18 protein-coding genes and 1 riboswitch are annotated in these 17320 nt (G+C 48.2%); all 18 genes read right to left on the reverse strand.

Annotated features, from left to right (window positions below; all coding sequences use genetic code 11):
- Positions 1-15 precede the first annotated feature (15 nt).
- Positions 16-1419: a F0F1 ATP synthase subunit beta gene (atpD, locus tag MKY44_RS26155; protein ID WP_047840699.1), complete on the reverse strand. Its 1404-nt coding sequence runs from the start codon at positions 1417-1419 to the stop codon at positions 16-18.
- A gap of 95 nt (positions 1420-1514) precedes the next feature.
- Positions 1515-2387 (reverse strand): ATP synthase F1 subunit gamma, encoded by an 873-nt coding sequence (gene atpG / locus MKY44_RS26160; RefSeq protein WP_076209796.1) that lies wholly within the window; start codon positions 2385-2387, stop codon positions 1515-1517.
- A 129-nt stretch (positions 2388-2516) separates the two neighbouring features.
- Positions 2517-4031 carry a F0F1 ATP synthase subunit alpha gene (gene atpA / locus MKY44_RS26165; protein ID WP_047840700.1) on the reverse strand — a complete coding sequence of 505 codons (1515 nt, stop codon included), beginning with the start codon at positions 4029-4031 and terminating at the stop codon, positions 2517-2519.
- A gap of 16 nt (positions 4032-4047) precedes the next feature.
- Positions 4048-4596, reverse strand: a complete 549-nt coding sequence (locus MKY44_RS26170; RefSeq protein WP_036612565.1) for a F0F1 ATP synthase subunit delta — start codon at positions 4594-4596, stop codon at positions 4048-4050.
- Positions 4593-5081 (reverse strand): F0F1 ATP synthase subunit B, encoded by a 489-nt coding sequence (gene atpF, locus MKY44_RS26175; RefSeq protein ID WP_036612568.1) that lies wholly within the window; start codon positions 5079-5081, stop codon positions 4593-4595. Before atpF ends, MKY44_RS26170 begins: the two co-directional genes overlap by 4 nt.
- Positions 5082-5194: 113 nt before the next feature.
- The gene (gene atpE, locus MKY44_RS26180; protein WP_017691934.1) at positions 5195-5419 is read right to left on the reverse strand and encodes a F0F1 ATP synthase subunit C; all 225 of its coding nucleotides are present in this window, start codon (positions 5417-5419) and stop codon (positions 5195-5197) included.
- Between the two features lie 78 nt (positions 5420-5497).
- Positions 5498-6316: a F0F1 ATP synthase subunit A gene (gene atpB, locus MKY44_RS26185; RefSeq protein ID WP_221821822.1), complete on the reverse strand. Its 819-nt coding sequence runs from the start codon at positions 6314-6316 to the stop codon at positions 5498-5500.
- Positions 6317-6361: 45 nt separating this feature from the next.
- Positions 6362-6739, reverse strand: a complete 378-nt coding sequence (locus MKY44_RS26190; protein WP_017691932.1) for an ATP synthase subunit I — start codon at positions 6737-6739, stop codon at positions 6362-6364.
- Positions 6732-6986 carry an AtpZ/AtpI family protein gene (locus tag MKY44_RS26195; protein ID WP_017691931.1) on the reverse strand — a complete coding sequence of 85 codons (255 nt, stop codon included), beginning with the start codon at positions 6984-6986 and terminating at the stop codon, positions 6732-6734. The genes MKY44_RS26190 and MKY44_RS26195 overlap by 8 nt, the downstream gene beginning before the upstream one ends.
- Before the next feature lie 185 nt (positions 6987-7171).
- Positions 7172-8329 carry a non-hydrolyzing UDP-N-acetylglucosamine 2-epimerase gene (gene wecB, locus MKY44_RS26200; RefSeq protein WP_036612570.1) on the reverse strand — a complete coding sequence of 386 codons (1158 nt, stop codon included), beginning with the start codon at positions 8327-8329 and terminating at the stop codon, positions 7172-7174.
- 38 nt (positions 8330-8367) lie between these two features.
- On the reverse strand, positions 8368-8997 hold the full coding sequence (upp, locus tag MKY44_RS26205; RefSeq protein WP_017691929.1) for a uracil phosphoribosyltransferase: 630 nt from the start codon (positions 8995-8997) through the stop codon (positions 8368-8370).
- Between the two features lie 427 nt (positions 8998-9424).
- Positions 9425-10672 (reverse strand): serine hydroxymethyltransferase, encoded by a 1248-nt coding sequence (glyA, locus tag MKY44_RS26210; protein ID WP_341009205.1) that lies wholly within the window; start codon positions 10670-10672, stop codon positions 9425-9427.
- A gap of 41 nt (positions 10673-10713) precedes the next feature.
- Entirely contained in the window at positions 10714-11307 is a 594-nt protein-coding gene (locus MKY44_RS26215; RefSeq protein WP_341009207.1) for a TIGR01440 family protein, read from the reverse strand.
- Positions 11308-11448: 141 nt separating this feature from the next.
- A riboswitch (ZMP/ZTP riboswitch) is annotated at positions 11449-11530 on the reverse strand.
- 96 nt (positions 11531-11626) lie between these two features.
- Positions 11627-12199, reverse strand: coding sequence for a low molecular weight protein arginine phosphatase (locus MKY44_RS26220; RefSeq protein WP_036612575.1), 573 nt, complete (start codon positions 12197-12199; stop codon positions 11627-11629).
- 58 nt (positions 12200-12257) lie between these two features.
- Positions 12258-12818, reverse strand: a complete 561-nt coding sequence (locus MKY44_RS26225; protein ID WP_341009208.1) for a manganese efflux pump MntP — start codon at positions 12816-12818, stop codon at positions 12258-12260.
- Positions 12819-12993: 175 nt separating this feature from the next.
- On the reverse strand, positions 12994-14166 hold the full coding sequence (locus tag MKY44_RS26230) for an L-threonylcarbamoyladenylate synthase (protein WP_341009210.1): 1173 nt from the start codon (positions 14164-14166) through the stop codon (positions 12994-12996).
- A gap of 264 nt (positions 14167-14430) precedes the next feature.
- Entirely contained in the window at positions 14431-15090 is a 660-nt protein-coding gene (spoIIR, locus tag MKY44_RS26235; protein WP_341009212.1) for a stage II sporulation protein R, read from the reverse strand.
- Between the two features lie 771 nt (positions 15091-15861).
- A complete protein-coding gene (locus MKY44_RS26240) occupies positions 15862-17082 on the reverse strand; it encodes an FtsW/RodA/SpoVE family cell cycle protein (RefSeq protein ID WP_341009213.1) in 1221 nt (406 codons plus the stop codon).
- Between the last annotated feature and the right edge of the window lie 238 nt (positions 17083-17320).

Below are 17320 nucleotides of genomic sequence, written 5' to 3' on the forward strand. Positions count from 1 at the left end.
AATCCTGGATTCAGACTAAACCAGTGTTTTGGCTTTCTCCACTGCCTCTTCAATTGTACCAACAAAGAGGAAAGCTGCTTCCGGAAGATCATCATACTTACCTTCGAGAATCTCTTTAAAGCTGCGCACCGTTTCTTTAACTGGAACGTATTTACCCGGAATACCGTTAAATGCTTCAGCAACGTGGAAAGGCTGGGACAAGAAACGTTGGATTTTACGAGCACGGTATACAAGTGCTCTATCTTCTTCACTCAACTCGTCCATACCCAGGATTGCAATGATATCTTGCAATTCATTGTAACGTGCCAAGATACGTTTAACGCCTTGAGCTACGCTGTAGTGTTCTTCACCTACAACTTCAGGGGACAAGATCCGGGAGCTGGAAGCCAGTGGATCTACCGCAGGGTAGATACCCATCTCGGAAATTTTACGCTCCAAGTTCGTCGTTGCATCCAAGTGAGCAAACGTCGTTGCAGGAGCCGGGTCAGTGTAGTCATCCGCAGGCACGTAGATGGCCTGGATGGATGTTACAGAACCTTTTTTCGTTGATGTGATACGTTCTTGCAGTTGACCCATTTCTGTTGCCAGCGTAGGTTGGTAACCTACCGCGGAAGGCATACGTCCAAGCAAGGCAGATACTTCTGAACCCGCTTGGGTGAAACGGAAGATATTATCGATAAAGAGCAACACGTCACGGCCTTCTTCATCACGGAAGTATTCCGCCATCGTCAGACCTGTGAGGGCTACACGAAGACGTGCGCCTGGAGGCTCGTTCATTTGTCCGAAGACCATTGCTGTTTTGTTGATAACGCCGGAATCACTCATCTCGTGATACAAGTCATTACCTTCACGTGTACGCTCACCAACACCCGCAAATACGGAGATACCGCCGTGCTCTTGTGCGATGTTGTTGATCAATTCCTGAATGGTTACCGTCTTACCTACACCGGCACCACCGAAGAGACCGATTTTACCACCTTTAGCGTAAGGAGCAAGCAAGTCAATAACTTTGATTCCTGTCTCCAGCATTTCTGCTTGGGTAGTCAATTCATCAAATGCAGGTGCTGAACGGTGAATCGGGTTCTTGTGCTCAGCAGCTACGGCACCGCCAGTATCAATTGCTTCGCCGAGTACGTTAAATACACGACCCAGTGTTGCTTCTCCGACGGGTACAGAGATTGGTGCTCCTGTATCTAAAGCTTCCATACCACGAACAAGTCCATCCGTGGAGGACATCGCAATACAACGTACTCGGTTGTCACCCAGATGTTTCGAAGCTTCGAGTGTAAGGTTTACACTAACGCCGCTCTCACTTACTGTAGTGATCGTAATGGCATTGAGGATTTCCGGCAGACCGCCGCGATCAAACTCGACGTCAACAACCGGACCCATGATGCTCACAACGCGTCCTTTGTTCATCTTAACGTTCCCCTCCTACAAGCCTGCTACTTTTGCAAAAATAATGTACCGTTCGTTTATCTTTGCTCTGCAAGCCTTCATTAATAAAAAAACGGTTAGCCTTGTGCTGCGTTGGCACCTGCCACAATTTCCGTAATCTCCTGCGTAATCGCCGCTTGACGGGCACGGTTGTATGTCAATGACAAGTCGTTAATGAGTTTGGATGCATTTTTGGTTGCATTACCCATTGCTGTCATTTTCGCGCCGAGCTCACTTGCCTTACCGTTCAAAAGCGCACCATAGATCAGTGTTTCCGCGTAACGCGGAAGCAGAACCTCCAGTACAGCCTCAGCAGACGGCTCGTATTCGTAGCTTGCCGTTGGTCCTTCCGCAGCAGTTACCTCAGGTGTTTCCATCGGAAGAAGTTTTTCTACCGTAGGAATCTGGGTCAACGCATTCACAAAGCGGTTATAACAAATGTACAATTCATCAAATTCAGCCAGTTCAAACCCATGAACAGCTTCGTGTGCGATGGATTTGATGTCTGCAAATGAAGGCGAATCCGACAGATCCGTTGTTGTGGATGCCATCGCCATCTCACGACGTCTGAAGTAATCGCGTCCTTTACGTCCAATGACGAACAATTCGTAGTCATCCTGGGAGTTGTGGCGTTCTTTGAGCGTCTGATTAACCTGACGCAAAACGTTCGCATTGTATCCACCTGCAAGACCACGGTCCGATGTAATGATGAGGTAAGCTGTCTTTTTGACCGGACGGCTCTCCAGCATCGGATGCTGTATACCTTGCGTGCTTGATGCAATACTAGCTACAACTTCCTTCAGTTTCTCCGAATAAGGACGGGCTGCTTCCGCTTTTTCCTGCGCTTTACGCAGTTTTGCAGCAGCTACCATCTCCATTGCTTTGGTGATCTGCTTGGTGCTTTGTACGCTTTTAATTTGCCGCTTAATTTCGCGCATGCCTTTTGCCATGATTTCACCACCTTAAAGTTTTGACAAAGTCAAAACTACATCGTAAGCATCATCTTTTTTGACAGAGTCAAAGTATTACATGCAGACATGCGGAATCGGTTAGACAACTCCGCACCTGCAATCATTTATTTAGACAGAGACAGCAAAGCTCTTTCTGAACTTCTCAATTGCACCTTTCAGTGCATTTTCGTTGTCTGCAGTCAATTCTTTAGTATCACGGATGGATGCAAGAATCTCCGGATGGCTGCTCTCCATAAACGCGAGGAACTCACGCTCGAAACGAGTAACATCACCTGTTGGAATCTCATCCAGGAATCCTTTAACCGCAGTGTACAAGCTGACAACCTGTTGTTCTACAGGCAGAGGCTGGTTAACACCTTGCTTCAGGATTTCCATCATTCGCGCACCACGATTCAGGCGGGCCTGAGTCGCTTTATCCAGATCGGAACCGAACTGGGAGAACGCTTGAAGCTCACGATATTGAGCGAGGTCGAGACGCAGGGAACCTGCAACCTTTTTCATCGCTTTGATCTGAGCAGAACCACCGACACGGGATACGGAAATACCTACGTTGATCGCCGGGCGTTGTCCAGCATTGAACAAGTCAGCTTCCAGGAAGATTTGTCCGTCCGTGATGGAGATTACGTTCGTTGGGATGTATGCAGATACGTCGGAAGCTTGTGTTTCAATAAACGGCAGTGCGGTTAAAGAACCACCACCAAGTTCATCATTCAGCTTCGCAGCACGCTCCAGCAAACGGGAGTGCAGGTAGAAGACGTCACCCGGATAAGCCTCACGGCCCGGTGGACGACGAAGCAACAAGGAAAGCTCACGATATGCAGAGGCTTGTTTGGTCAAGTCATCATAGATAACCAGAACGTGCTCGCCTTTGTACATGAAGTACTCACCCATCGAACAACCGGAATACGGTGCGATGTACAAGAGTGGTGATGGATCGGAAGCTGCTGCAGTTACAACGATTGTGTACTCCATTGCGCCTTTACGACGAAGAGTTTCCACAACTTGAGCAACCGTAGACTGTTTCTGACCAATAGCCACGTAGATACACTTCATGCCGCTACCTTTTTGGTTCAGGATCGCATCAATCGCGATGGATGTTTTACCTGTTTGACGGTCACCGATGATCAACTCACGTTGTCCGCGACCGATTGGAACCATTGCATCAATGGCTTTGATCCCTGTTTGCATCGGCTCATGAACCGATTTACGATCCATTACGCCTGGTGCTTTACCTTCAACCGGACGGAATTCCGTTGTAGCGATTGGCCCTTTGCCATCTACAGGAATACCGAGCGGGTTCACAACGCGTCCAATCAACGCTTCGCCTACAGGCACTTGCATGATTTGACCAGTACGTTTCACTTGGTCACCTTCACGAATATCGTAGTAAGGTCCCAGGATAACGACACCGACATTGCTTTCTTCGACGTTCATGGCGAGTCCCATAACACCGCTTGGGAATTCAACCAACTCGTTGGACATGACGTTCTCAAGTCCGTAAACACGAGCGATACCATCACCAACCTCGATTACCGTTCCGACTTCGACTACATCGATATCGGTCTTGTATTGTTCGATTTGGCTCTTAATTAATGTACTGATTTCTTCTGGTTTGATACTCAAGTGTCCTCACCCCAATCTACTGTACTCGTCTGTTAAAAGACTGCTCAAGACGTTCGAGCTTGCCAGCCAAGCTGCCGTCATAGATCGTATCGCCAATGGCGACTTTCAATCCGCCCAGCAGAGTCGGATCAACAATGTTCTCGATACGAATCTTTTTATTCACACGGCCACCGAATTCACGGGCTACCGCTTCTTTTTCTTCATCATTTAACGCATAAGTCGAATAGACACGTGCATCTGCGATGCCCAGCGACTCACCTTGGATCTTCCGATAATCATTCAGCAAGTCTCCCAGCAATTCAACGCGACCGCGCTCAATCAACAACAAGACTGTACGAAGGACTGAATCGGATACCTTGCCATCAAGACTTGAGTGAATTACGTTCTGCTTGGCTTCATCAGAAATATTAGGGGATACGATAAATTTCTCGATATCTGCATCTCCGGTCAATGCACTGACTACTGCAACCAGTTCCTGTTCAACCTCAAGCACCTGCTGTTGCTGAAGAGCAACTTCGAACAATGCTTTCGCATAACGCTTGGCAACAATCGTATCGCGGCTCATTGTCGGCCTCCTACCTCATTGAGGTATTGGTTCACAAGCTCTTCTTGTGCAGGACCGTTCTCAACTTCTTTTTTGATCAACTTGGATGCAATCTGAACGGAAGCTGTACCCAGTTCGCTGCGAAGTGCTGCGACTGCTTTGTTCTTCTCGCTCTCGATTTCGCGTACTGCATCGTCTTTCAGACGATTAGCTTCAGCTTTTGCATCAGCCAAAATCGATTCAGCTTGTTTGCCACCTGTTTGTTTGGACTGTTCAATGATGTCGTAAGCATCTTGACGTGCTTGCTCAAGAGCTTGTTTTTGTTCCTCCACATAGGCAATGGCCTGTTCCCGAGTCTGTGCAGCCTCATTCATCTGCGTCATCACGAGTTCACGACGTTTTTCCATAATGGAGAACAAAGGCCCGAAGGCATAACGGCTAAGCAGCCAATATAAAATTGCAAATGCAACAATCGCAAGAAGCGTATTTTCCCATATGAAACTCAATCTGTTCACTCCTTCCTGGAGGTATCCTTGAAACGTCATCCGTTAGAACGGACATTACCTAAAAAGAAGGCGCGGATGGCTATGGCCTTCCCCGCCAAACCTTTAAAATTTAATTAAGCCATACCATAGAACATGAACGCGAGTACCACACCGATGATCGGCAATACCTCGATCAAACCTACACCGATAAACATTGTTGTTTGAAGAGTGGATTTTGCTTCCGGTTGACGGGCAATACCTTCCACCGTTTTGCTGATTACCATACCGTTACCAATACCTGCGCCAAACGCGCCCAGTCCTGCAACAATTGCTGCTGCGATTAATGCCATTGCTCCCATTTGTATATCCTCCTTAAAATGATAAATCGAATTTTTTATTGTTCAGCCTGGTGAAGAAATCTTCGTAGGGCTTGAAACTTAATGCTCGTCGTGCGTCTCGATGCTCTGTGAAATGTACACCATCATCAAGATAACAAACACAAATGCCTGGATCGCGCCGATAAAGATACTAAAGCCTTGCCACACCATAAGTAGCGGAATCGCTGCAATAGCACCAAACACTTTAAATGTGGTCAGTTTCAGGATCGTTGCGATCAGTACCTCACCCGCGAAGATATTCGCGAATAGACGCATACCGTGTGTCAACAGCTTGGATGCCGTCTCAATCAAGTTGATTGGCAAGAACAAGGCGAATGGCTTCAGGTAATGCTGGAGATATCCTTTTGTGTTGCGGAACAATCCCAGTCCATGAGATACAAGGAACGCTACAAGAGCTAGTCCCATCGTTACAGACAAGTCGGCTGTTGGTGATTTCCACCAGGCCAGTTCAACGTGTGGGTGTGCTTCAGGATCCTTGGCATGCGCTTTTTCAAACGCCTCCACCGCTGTAACAATCGGCTTACCGAATACCTGTGCCTGATTAACATCTGTTACCTCAGATACAGCCACGAGCGGAAGGCCGAGCATGTTCCCTACAAAAATGAACATAATCATGGAAAGAGCGAGAGAGATAAAATGTTTACCTTTCTTCATATCCATTGTGCTGGAAATCAGATTGCGGACGAATTCTACTGCCCACTCCATAAAATTTTGCAGCTTGCCGGGATTTTCAACGGATAATCTCCGTGTTGCCAGTACAGCAAAAATAAAAACAATTGCACCTGTAACTACCAGCATCAACAGAACCGATAGATCCAGTCGAAATCCGCCAAGCATAATAATTGGAGCTTCATGCATATTTTTCTCACCCCTTTCTCGACTTGAAAGCTGCAGCCCTTAACATCATTCTGCTCTGCGGGAATAGACAATCCCTATAATCAATAAGGAATATTGTGCAATGACGAGACCGCCTGCAACCGCATATGTATTGAAGTACTGCGGAAAGCGCATCGATATGAATATACCGAGCACAGCGAATGCCGCTCTTGTCAAAAATCCCAAGTTGACACGCTTCAAGTTACCTTCTGCCGCATCATCAGACATTTTCCTTACTTTGTAGCCCAGGTAAAATGCATTGATCCAGCTAACTCCTGTACCCAGGGCCAGTCCCAAAGCAATTGTCTCCACACGTGGCATAAAGGCCGCTGCGAGAAAACAAATCATAAGAAAGTACATGACGAAAACAGTCATCGATCTGCGGTATCTGGTTAGTTCACTCATCACTTTCCCCCATGATTTTTTTCGCGATAAAGTAGATGCTTACACCGCCTGCCGCAAGAAAAAAGAGAACGCTTACGGCGATCCATATTCCGTTACCTCCGATGGTCTTGTCCAACCAGGAGCCAGCGTAATATCCGGCAACAGCGAGAATGGCAATCTCGATCCCAAAAGCTGTCACGAGTCCCATCGCTTTCCATACATTATCGTCATGGTTACGGGATGAATTTGGTTTGTTCGAATCGGCCATTTTCCACGCCACCCTTGCAATCCCAGTTAATTTTACTGAATGATGAGAGCCTTTGTCAATTGAATGATTTTAGCGTTTTAAAGGGGAAAACGACGGGAATACAGACCCTCAAAGCCCATAAACCCGCGTAAACCGTACAGTTTAACTGTATGCTTGCCCTTTATAAATCCGTCAGAAAAAATGTATTATTTTTTGAATTTTCTGTGAAATGATTCCGGACGCTCACTATTTACACCAAAATGGTGCAAAATCGCATTGACAATTCTTTCCGAAGCATGTCCATCACCGTATGGATTGGCAGCCTGACTCATGCTTTCATACAGGGTCTTGTCTGTAAGCAGAGCTTTGGTCCGTTCATACACAAGTTCCTCTTCGGTACCTACCAATTCCAGCGTTCCGGCTTCAATACCTTCCGGGCGTTCTGTTGTATCGCGCAATACGAGCACAGGCACACCAAACGAAGGAGCTTCTTCCTGCAAACCGCCTGAATCGGTCAAAATCAAGTGAGTGTGCGGGTAAAAGTTATGCAAATCCACCACGTCTAGTGGATCAATTAATTGAATACGGGGATGATTCCCCAAAATCGCGTGAGCCGGCTCCTTCACAGCAGGACTTGGATGCACCGGGTACACGATGGCAATATCTTCGAATTCGTCGGCAATCCGTTTGACGGCCTGGAAAATGTTGCGGTGAGGCTCGCCCTGAGATTCACGGCGATGAGCTGTCATCAGCACAAGGCGTTTGCCTTGGGCCCAATCAAGTACCGGGTGTGTGTAGTCCTCCCGTACAGTATATTGAAACACATCTGTTACCGTGTTGCCTGTGACGTACGTACTAGACTCCGATTTATTTTCTTTGGCAAGATTGGAAGAAGACCAATCCGTAGGCGCAAAGTGTAGATCAGCCAGTACTCCCGTCAGCTGACGGTTCATCTCTTCCGGATATGGAGACAGCTTGTTCCACGTCCGCAGCCCCGCTTCTACATGTCCTACCTGAATCTGTTGCAGGAATGCTGCGTAGCTCGCTACAAAGGTAGTTAATGTATCCCCGTGAACCAGTACAATATCCGGCTTAGCTTCGGCTAACACTGGCTCCAGACCGCCAAGCACACGAATTGTAATTTCATTCAATGTCTGACGGTCTTTCATTACATCCAGATCATAATCGGGATGAATGTCGAAAACTTCAAGTACCTGATCCAACATCTGGCGATGCTGCGCAGTTACGCAAACAATAGATTCAATAGACTCAGGGTGTTTCTGCAATTCCAAAATAAGCGGAGCCATCTTGATGGCTTCCGGACGCACCCCGAAGATCGTCATGACTTTAATTTTGTTGGACATTCGAGCAAAGCCCCTTTTCTACTCCGCATGCAATATGCTTATTTAGTGCCGTATAGACGGTCTCCTGCATCTCCAAGTCCTGGAACGATATAACCATGATCATCCAGACGGTCGTCCAATGCTGCTACATAGATGTCCACATCGGGATGTGCATCTTGCACAGCTTTTACGCCTTCCGGTGCTGCCACCAGGTTCATCATTTTGATTTGGGTACAGCCACGTTTTTTGAGCACGTCAATAGCTGCAATTGCCGAACCACCCGTTGCCAGCATCGGATCAATTACAATCAATTGACGCTCTGTTACGTCTGTAGGCAGTTTGGTGTAGTATTCTACCGGTTGCAGTGTTTCCGGGTCACGGAACAGACCAACATGTCCAACTTTTGCCGCTGGCAGCAATTTCACAACGCCATCCAGCATTCCGAGTCCTGCGCGCAGAATCGGCACCAGTCCGAGCATACGTCCAGAGATAACTTTACCTTGTGTTGCAGCTACAGGTGTCTGTACATCAATCGTTTCCAGTTCAACATCTCTTGTAATCTCATAAGCCATCAACGTTGCTACTTCATCCACCAATTCACGAAAATCTTTCGTATTCGTACGCATGTCGCGTATAAACGTCAGTTTGTGTTGAATCAAAGGGTGATCACATATTACTAATTTTCCCATCTAATTTGTCCCTCCGGTAAGTTCTTCATGTTCAGCATTTCCAAATATACCTAGCCACCATTCATGGGCTCGATAAATCCTGTATATTATATCATCACCAACAACGAATTACACCATCAAAGGGCACCCAATCATTACAGATTACCGAATCCTATAAAAAACAGGACCGGAAAATGATCCATCCGGTCCTGTTTTGCTCATGCTGTTATGTCGTTGAGAAAATGAAAATGATGAATACAATGGCACTCCGCCTACAGAATGATCCTTCGATCGCTGTTATCCCCAGATTTTTTTATTCTCCTTTTAACAAGGGAAAAATCCGGGGATAAAGGCGAACGCTTCGCTTCTACCGTCTCATTCTGTCTGCTTCGTTCTTTTGTATCCCATTTTAAGAACATCTCAAATACAAACAGCATGAGCAAAGTTTTTAGTATTTAAGGTCGGTATAGAGAGGGAATTGGTCTGTCAGTGCAGTCACTTCTGCACGAGCTTCTTCCAGCTTCGCCGTATCTTTTGGATTTTTCAGTGTTTTGGCAATGATCTTACCGATCGCTACCATCGCTTCTTCGTTCATGCCACGGGAAGTTGCAGCAGGTGTACCAATTCGAATACCACTCGTTACAAACGGGCTTGTTGGGTCGAATGGAATTGCATTTTTGTTCACGGTAATACCGATGGAATCAAGCACATGCTCAGCTTCCTTACCTGTGATGTTCACGCTGCGTGTGTCGATCAGCATCAAGTGGTTATCTGTACCACCGGATACGATGTTCAATCCTTCAGCGATCAGTGTTTCAGCCAGAACCTGTGCGTTTTTCACAACGTTCTGTGCATATGTTTTAAATGAAGGTTGCAAAGCTTCTCCGAATGCTACTGCTTTGGAAGCGATCACGTGCATCAGAGGTCCACCTTGGGAACCAGGGAATACGGCTTTATCAATCGCTGCTGCCCACGCTTTGCGGCACAGAATCATACCACCACGAGGTCCACGCAGCGTTTTGTGTGTAGTTGTTGTTACGAAATGCGCATGTGGAACCGGGTTTGGATGCAAACCAGCAGCAACCAGTCCTGCGATGTGAGCCATGTCCACCATGAACAAAGCGCCTACATCATTGGCGATGGAAGCCAGCTTTTCAAAATCAATGGTACGCGGATATGCACTTGCACCTGCAACGATCAGACGAGGGCGGTGTTTGAAAGCCGCTTTGCGTACTTCATCATAATCAATCAGGAATGTATCTTCCTGTACGCCGTATGCTACAAAGTTGTACAGCAAGCCAGATGCGTTAACCGGGCTACCGTGTGTGAGGTGTCCACCATGGGCAAGGTTCATACCGAGTACAGTATCACCAGGTTTCAACGCTGCAAGATAAACTGCCATGTTCGCTTGTGCACCGGAGTGAGGTTGAACATTCACGTGTTCTGCTCCGAACAATTCTTTTGCACGATCACGCGCGATGTCTTCAACGATGTCCACATGCTCACAACCGCCATAGTAACGTTTACCTGGATATCCTTCAGCGTACTTGTTGGTCAGAACAGATCCCATTGCTTCGATTACTGCTTCACTTACGATGTTCTCGGATGCAATCAGTTCGATGTTGTTCTGTTGACGTTTCAGTTCAAGATTCATCGCTTCCAGTACTGCCGGGTCATTCTTGCGCAATTGTTCCATGATTAAATTCCTCCCAAGTATAGTGAAGTAGGTTGAATATGTTAGTCACAAAATGTCGAATCTGGTTGTTCTTCCATACGATACACCGCGCGTTCGCCGCCAATCAACTTCGGACGAGTCAACGCTGTGGTCACACGTGCATCTCCAACATAACGGAGCTCTGTACGAAAAGGTACGGCTACATGCCGGAGATGCATTCCAATCATCGTCTCCCCAATGTCCAGTCCCGCATGTGCCTGCACATGTTCAGCCAGGCATGGATCGGTCAGCGAACGATATGCTGCGGATGCCATTGAACCTCCGGCCTTGGGCACGGGTACTGCACCAACCTCGGTCAATCCAAGTCGAGTAAGCACAGAACGTTCCATTACCAGCGCACGGTTCAGATGCTCACAACATTGGAATACCGTGTCAAAACCGAACTCTTCCTGCACCTCGCGTATACCCGCAAGAAGCTGCTGCGCCACTTCAATAGCACCACTCGTACCAATCCGAGCGCCTGCGACTTCACTTGTGCTTGTACCGATCACAACGATCTGTCCAGGCCCAAGCTGTCCGGCAAGCGCCAGTTCATGCAGAATAGACGCGGTCTGTTCCTGCAATCCGGGTTGTTCCGAATCTAACTCTATAGTCATCCTATCATCGCCTCCCGATAAAATCATGCCCGCTGTCTCTTGGTTGTCCTTCGTATTCTTGCACGGCATCTCAGGTACTATTATAGCGAATAATCAGATGAAAGACGAAAAAAAGAGCAGTCTGCGGGTAACGCAGAATTGCTCTTTTGCCCAGGCGACCGGCCGTTTGTTCCGGTGCTCCATCGTGGTTATGCCCACTTCGTCGCCAGTTACACCGGATCCCTGTTTTCCCCTTCATCATAAAACAACCCGCGGCTAAAATCAACGGTTAATTTACATCACGTGTCCTATTTCTATAACCTGCCCCGCAGGATCAGAATTATCCCAGCTTATCCAAAAGCCGGTCCAATGCCGTCCGAATCTCAGCTGCAGCTATATTGTAATCATCTCGACTTCCCCCAAACGGATCGGAGATGTCGAAACTTGGAATTCGTTGTCTAATCTCAATGGCTCGCTCACGCTCCGATGCCAGGATCTCTTGCCCAAGGGCACGTTTCATCTCAAGCGTTGCAAACAGGCTGTCCAATTCCTGAACATCACTTAATACCTGTTCATCATCCTCCACATATTCTTTCAATGTATAGGTTTTGTGGACTGAATCGGGAAAAACCTGCATGACATGCTGCTTATGACTCCGTGTTAATGTAAGAACCAGATCGGCCCAACCTACCAAGTTAGAGCTAAGCTGTGTGGAATGAGGTGGACCTTCAACGTTATGATCTCTCAAAACCGCTTCAGCATGTCGGGAGATCGGCATACCCGACGTTGCTGCCACACCTGCGGAGCGAACCTCCACCTGAATGCCGCGCTCCGATGCCAGTTTTCGCAAAAGCCCCTCTGCCATGGGGCTGCGGCACGTATTTCCTGTACATACGAATAAAATATGTTTCATTGTGTTAGCCTCCCCATTTTACATATGATGCGAATGATATGATATCTCAAGTTTTATTCTAAAATATAAACAAAAGTCCAAACGCAAGCAAGATTGCGCCACCAATAGCTTCGCCGTAATCCCCGAGATTCTGACTCACCCGACGGCCTAATAGCAGACCCATAACCGACATCACCCCGCCACAAACACCGAAAGCAAGTACAGTTAAGATCAGATCACTGCTAAACATCCCTAAGGAAACGCCAACGGAGAATGAATCCACACTTACGCTGAGGGAGAACAAAACAACGCCGAGCAGGGAACGGTGGTCCACCAGCTTTGTGTCGCCTTCACGGAATGCATTCAGAACCATATGAGCACCCAGCAAAACAAGCAATCCACCTGCCGCATACGTCGTAATGTCACCAAGCAGGGAGCTGACGTATTTGCCCATATACATGCCGATGAGCGGCATGATGATATGAAATAGCGCCGTTACAATACTGATTCGCAATACATCCCGCAGCCGAATGCCCTTCATGCCAATTCCGATCCCGAGTGAGAACGCATCGAGGCCAAGCGCAATAGCCATGATCAAAATGGTTACCAACTGCCCTACATGGGCAGACACATCCCACATCCCCATACCCCCAAGTCACGTAAAGGTTCTTGTACACGATATGCGGACAAGGACCTAAACATGACCGATGAAAGGCAAACGGCGACAGATCTATGGTCAGATGCTGGCTTTATAGAATCTTGATTTTGTTTTGGAAAAAGAGTGATTACTCTCCTGACTGTATGATCAGGAGAGGTTATAAGGGGCGCTGGTTGCCAACTTGTATGAGTTGGTTCCCTGCAGCCTTGAGCAGCCGATTCATGACGGCTGCTCCTAGCCCTTCGCGTGAGCAGGCTTCAGCCACAATATATGTGGCGCCTTGCTCATCGCAACTGCGCAGCGCGGCGTATAGCCGGCGCGCTGCTTCTTCCAGCTCGCTGGCGTCGCCCAGCGAGAACACGGCATCGGCGCGGTACTGCTCCGCGTGCTCGGCGAACGCCAGCACCGCGGTGCGCTCTCCGCGCTGCGCCGCCTCTGCGAGGGCGGCGCTGATCCAGGCCGCCACCGCTGCGGGCGGCCCTTCCACCACGCACAGCGCCCCTGCGGGTGCGTAGTGCGTGTACTTCATGCCCGGCGAGCGCGGCGCCGGGCTGCCCACGCCATCGCCCCCCTCCGCGAGTAGCGCGGGGTCCGTGGCGACACGGGCGGCAACGGCGGACAGTTGTTCCGCCGTAATGCCGCCAGGGCGCAGGATGGTGACGGTACCGTCGTCACCGACCTGCACAACCGTGGACTCGACGCCCACCCCGGTGGGGCCGCCGTCCACGATGCCGCCGATGCGGCCATCCAGATCCTCGCGCACATGGGCTGCGAGTGTCGGGCTTGGCCGCCCGGAGCGGTTGGCGCTTGGCGCGGCCACAGGGCATGCCGCCGCCGCGATCAACTGCAAGGCCACCGGGTGGTCCGGCATGCGCACGGCCACCGTGTCCAGACCGGCGGTGACACGCGGGGACACCGCCCCCGGCCTAACCGGCAGCACCAGCGTCAGTGGTCCCGGCCAGAAGGCCGCCATCAGCGCTTCCGCCGTATCGTTCACTTCCGTGACCAGAGTATCCAACTGGTCACGGTGCGCGATATGCACAATCAGTGGATTGTCGGAAGGTCGGCCTTTGGCGACAAATACAGCCTCCACGGCTGCTGTGCTACGCGCATCGGCACCCAAGCCATAGACCGTCTCGGTCGGAAAGGCCACCGTCTGACCTTGACGAATGCAGGCTGCGGCAGCCTGCAAGTCGGCGAGCGCCTGTTGATCGGCGCTCCCCTTTTTCACATCCAATAATTCAATATTACCCATTCCGTGATCATTTTCAGCGCTCACCAAGACGCGTACATCCCACATCTCGGTGACCAGCTCTCCCCGAGCTTTCATATCACGTTCTTCTCTACCATCCCTCATCTCAGAGGTGCGTTGCAATGGTTCATTTTCTCTGCTCATATATCATCATTCCTAAAATTCAAGTAGGTTAGTTCATATCCATATTCAATATAAGTAATTATAACATACCTGTACCGCCTCGGATGCCCTTCACACTTCACTCCACGCATGAGTCTCACTATAACCTCGCCACCGATTCATATCAAAAGGGCAGCTCCCTGAATCAAGAGCGCCCTTTTATATAGTATAAATAAGTTGTTATGCGAACAATCCAGTTATCCAACTCCACAGTTTCACAGCCATATCCCACAGAAAGAATCTCGCCTCCGGTGTGTCTCCGTGCACAGATGCCTCGGCATCTCCTGGTTCAGCCGCTGCGGCTGATACCGTTGAAGGTTTCGCCAGTGCATCCCCGGTTCCTGCATCAATGAAGCACAACGGCGGGAACAACACACACCACCAGTTCTGACCTTTGCCTTCCCCCAGCGTGATCCGAACCGCTTCATAATCTCCGGCAGGATAGACGGTGCCCCCATACAACTTGGTCGGAAACGGAACGGAACCCAGCTCCACCTGATACTCATAATTTAAACCGCGACTGCCCAACTCTTCTCCTACTCTATTCTCAATCTCGGACAAATGCTCACGAATAACCTTGCGCGCTTCATCCAGACTTTGCGGATTCTCCAGTTCGGCTACCCACTCACCCATCTGAGCAACGACAGCATCCCGAATCTCGCGTTTCACCAATTGATCTCCCGGTGCATCCGAGTTTGCTAGAATACGCAAGCGAATCGATTGTTCAGGAATCGCTGTGGCCGCCACAGCTGCATCCGTTTTCTGACCTTCCCACATCATGATAATCAACATAAGACATACAATAATAAGTCCAATTTGCTTTACAATTCTTCTGCTCATTCCGTTCTCCCCCTCGGCTCTCTGATCACGTTGCCTGCAACTCTCTCATGTCTATCAGTATGCCCGGTAGAGACGGAAGTAAACCTAGCATTTGCAATAAATCTACTAGAGGTTGTTCAAAAAGTCTCATCCCATCTTCTCGGTCCTGAAAACCCACCTTTTTGATCACGTACTACTAGAATGTGTGTTTAAACCCAGGCAAGTTATACGAAGACAAAATGTCAGCGTCCAAAAAGCCTTGAAGACTGTACTGGTTGACCCTAAGCGAATGACTCTCGCGAGTGACCAGTCGATGTTCTAAGGAACCGAGGACGTCTTATTTGCCCTTCAGGTCTTCTTTTGAAATTGTAAGGAACATAAGGCACGTTATTTCCCAAAATCATCTAATCAATACGCTACAAAAGGCTGTTTATGCTGATATAACGTGTCTCAGATTCCTTAGCTTTCTCCGGACACTTCAAATCCCCGAATAAGACGTGTGTGGTTCGTTAGCTCCTAACACCACCTAACTCCTAACCCGCTAACAGCTGGCACCTGAAGCTCCACATCATTCCCATATACGCTGCTCCAGATTCTTTCAGATGCTCCTCTGCATACAGGCTCGAAGAGACCTCTGCAATGCTTCAATCATCTCTCATTCTATCGTTCTCACCAGTCATATTAAAAAGGCTGATCCGCACCTGGTTACAGGGCAAACCAACCTCTTTATTCCTATGAACGATCACCTTATACGTCCCACCGCTTTACTTTTCACCTACATCGACTAAACAGTTACACAGCACTTTTCTCTTTCTTGAGCATATTCCATAAACGTTCCGACAATCGAGGTTGCTGCTCCCCTATGAGAAGTTCATCCTCCTCTTCTTGTCCGTACAACTTAATGCTCATGACTACACCGATACAAGCCATATTAATGAGCAGAGAGGTGCCACCGTAACTGATAAAAGGTAACGTAATACCTGTGAGTGGCATCAGTCCAAGGAACGCCCCCACGTTCTCAAACACCTGATACAACAACATTCCGATAATACCTACAATGATGACGGGTCCCGCGCGATCTCTGCATGCTAGAGCAATCAGCACCATGCGGTGGATCAGGATAAAGTACAACAGAATCAGTACAGATGCACCAACAAAGCCAAACTCCTCTGCGATCACGACAAAAATGGAATCAGAATACGTATAGGGGACTCGTCCACTCTGAACGGATGTTCCTTGCAAGTAACCTTTTCCGATGATACCACCTGAACCAATGGCCAAACCTGCATTTTTCGTATGCCAGGAAGCTTTGGAGGTAGCCTTTTCCGGTACAAGCCAGGGATCAATACGCTCTGCCCAATGCTCACGTTTTATCTTCTCAAGAAAAGTGAATACTTCATCATGGTAGAAGGTATAGGCTTTAACAAAACCAAAGAACGCCACTCCCACGATCGCCAGTGCAATCAATGCGTGCTTCAGCCTCATATTTCCGATCCAGAATACCGCAGCCAGAATCACCACATACCCCAGCGCATTCCCCAAATCATTCTGAGCCATAACAAGGGCAAACGGAATAAATGCCCAGCAGCCAATTGGCACAATATCTCTCCAAAATTTCAGCGTGCCTCGTTGTCTTTTCACAATTAAATGGGCAAGGAACAGAATAAGAATCATCTTGAACAGCTCTGCCGGTTGAAAAGAAAAGTTATCGCCCAGCTTCAGCCAGCCGTTAGCATTATTGATCGAACTGCCCAGGACATTGGCCAGGATCAGTAGTATGATCCCCAAGCCATACAAATAAAACGCATATTTCACGTATAACTTGTAATTCACAAGCCCGATCATAAGCACCGCAATAAACCCGGCTACATAGAAATAAATCGTTTTGACATGATGATTCGCCAGTTTGGCATCTGTCTGCGTTCCGCTATAAATCGCAAATATACTTATAATCATGAGCAACAGCATTACAAAAAGAATCACACCATCCATCTTCTTCAGCATTCTCAACATGACTCCGTCCAGCCCCCTGAAATCTATCATTCTATCATTTCCAATTGAACTCAATATTACCATTGTATATAATTGGATAATAAAATGGAAATTTAGATCGCTTCAGGTTAAATGTGAACTATTCAATGGTCTTGAAGTACGCCGTAAAAACAATAGAACCCCAAAACATCCACCCCAATGTGACTTGGGCTGATCTGTTCCAGGGTTCTATAGTTATCTAGCTTATATACATAAATCT

Origin of the sequence: Paenibacillus sp. FSL R7-0026 (assembly GCF_038004485.1) — a bacterium.
Taxonomy (GTDB): Bacteria; Bacillota; Bacilli; order Paenibacillales; family Paenibacillaceae; genus Paenibacillus; species Paenibacillus xylanexedens_A.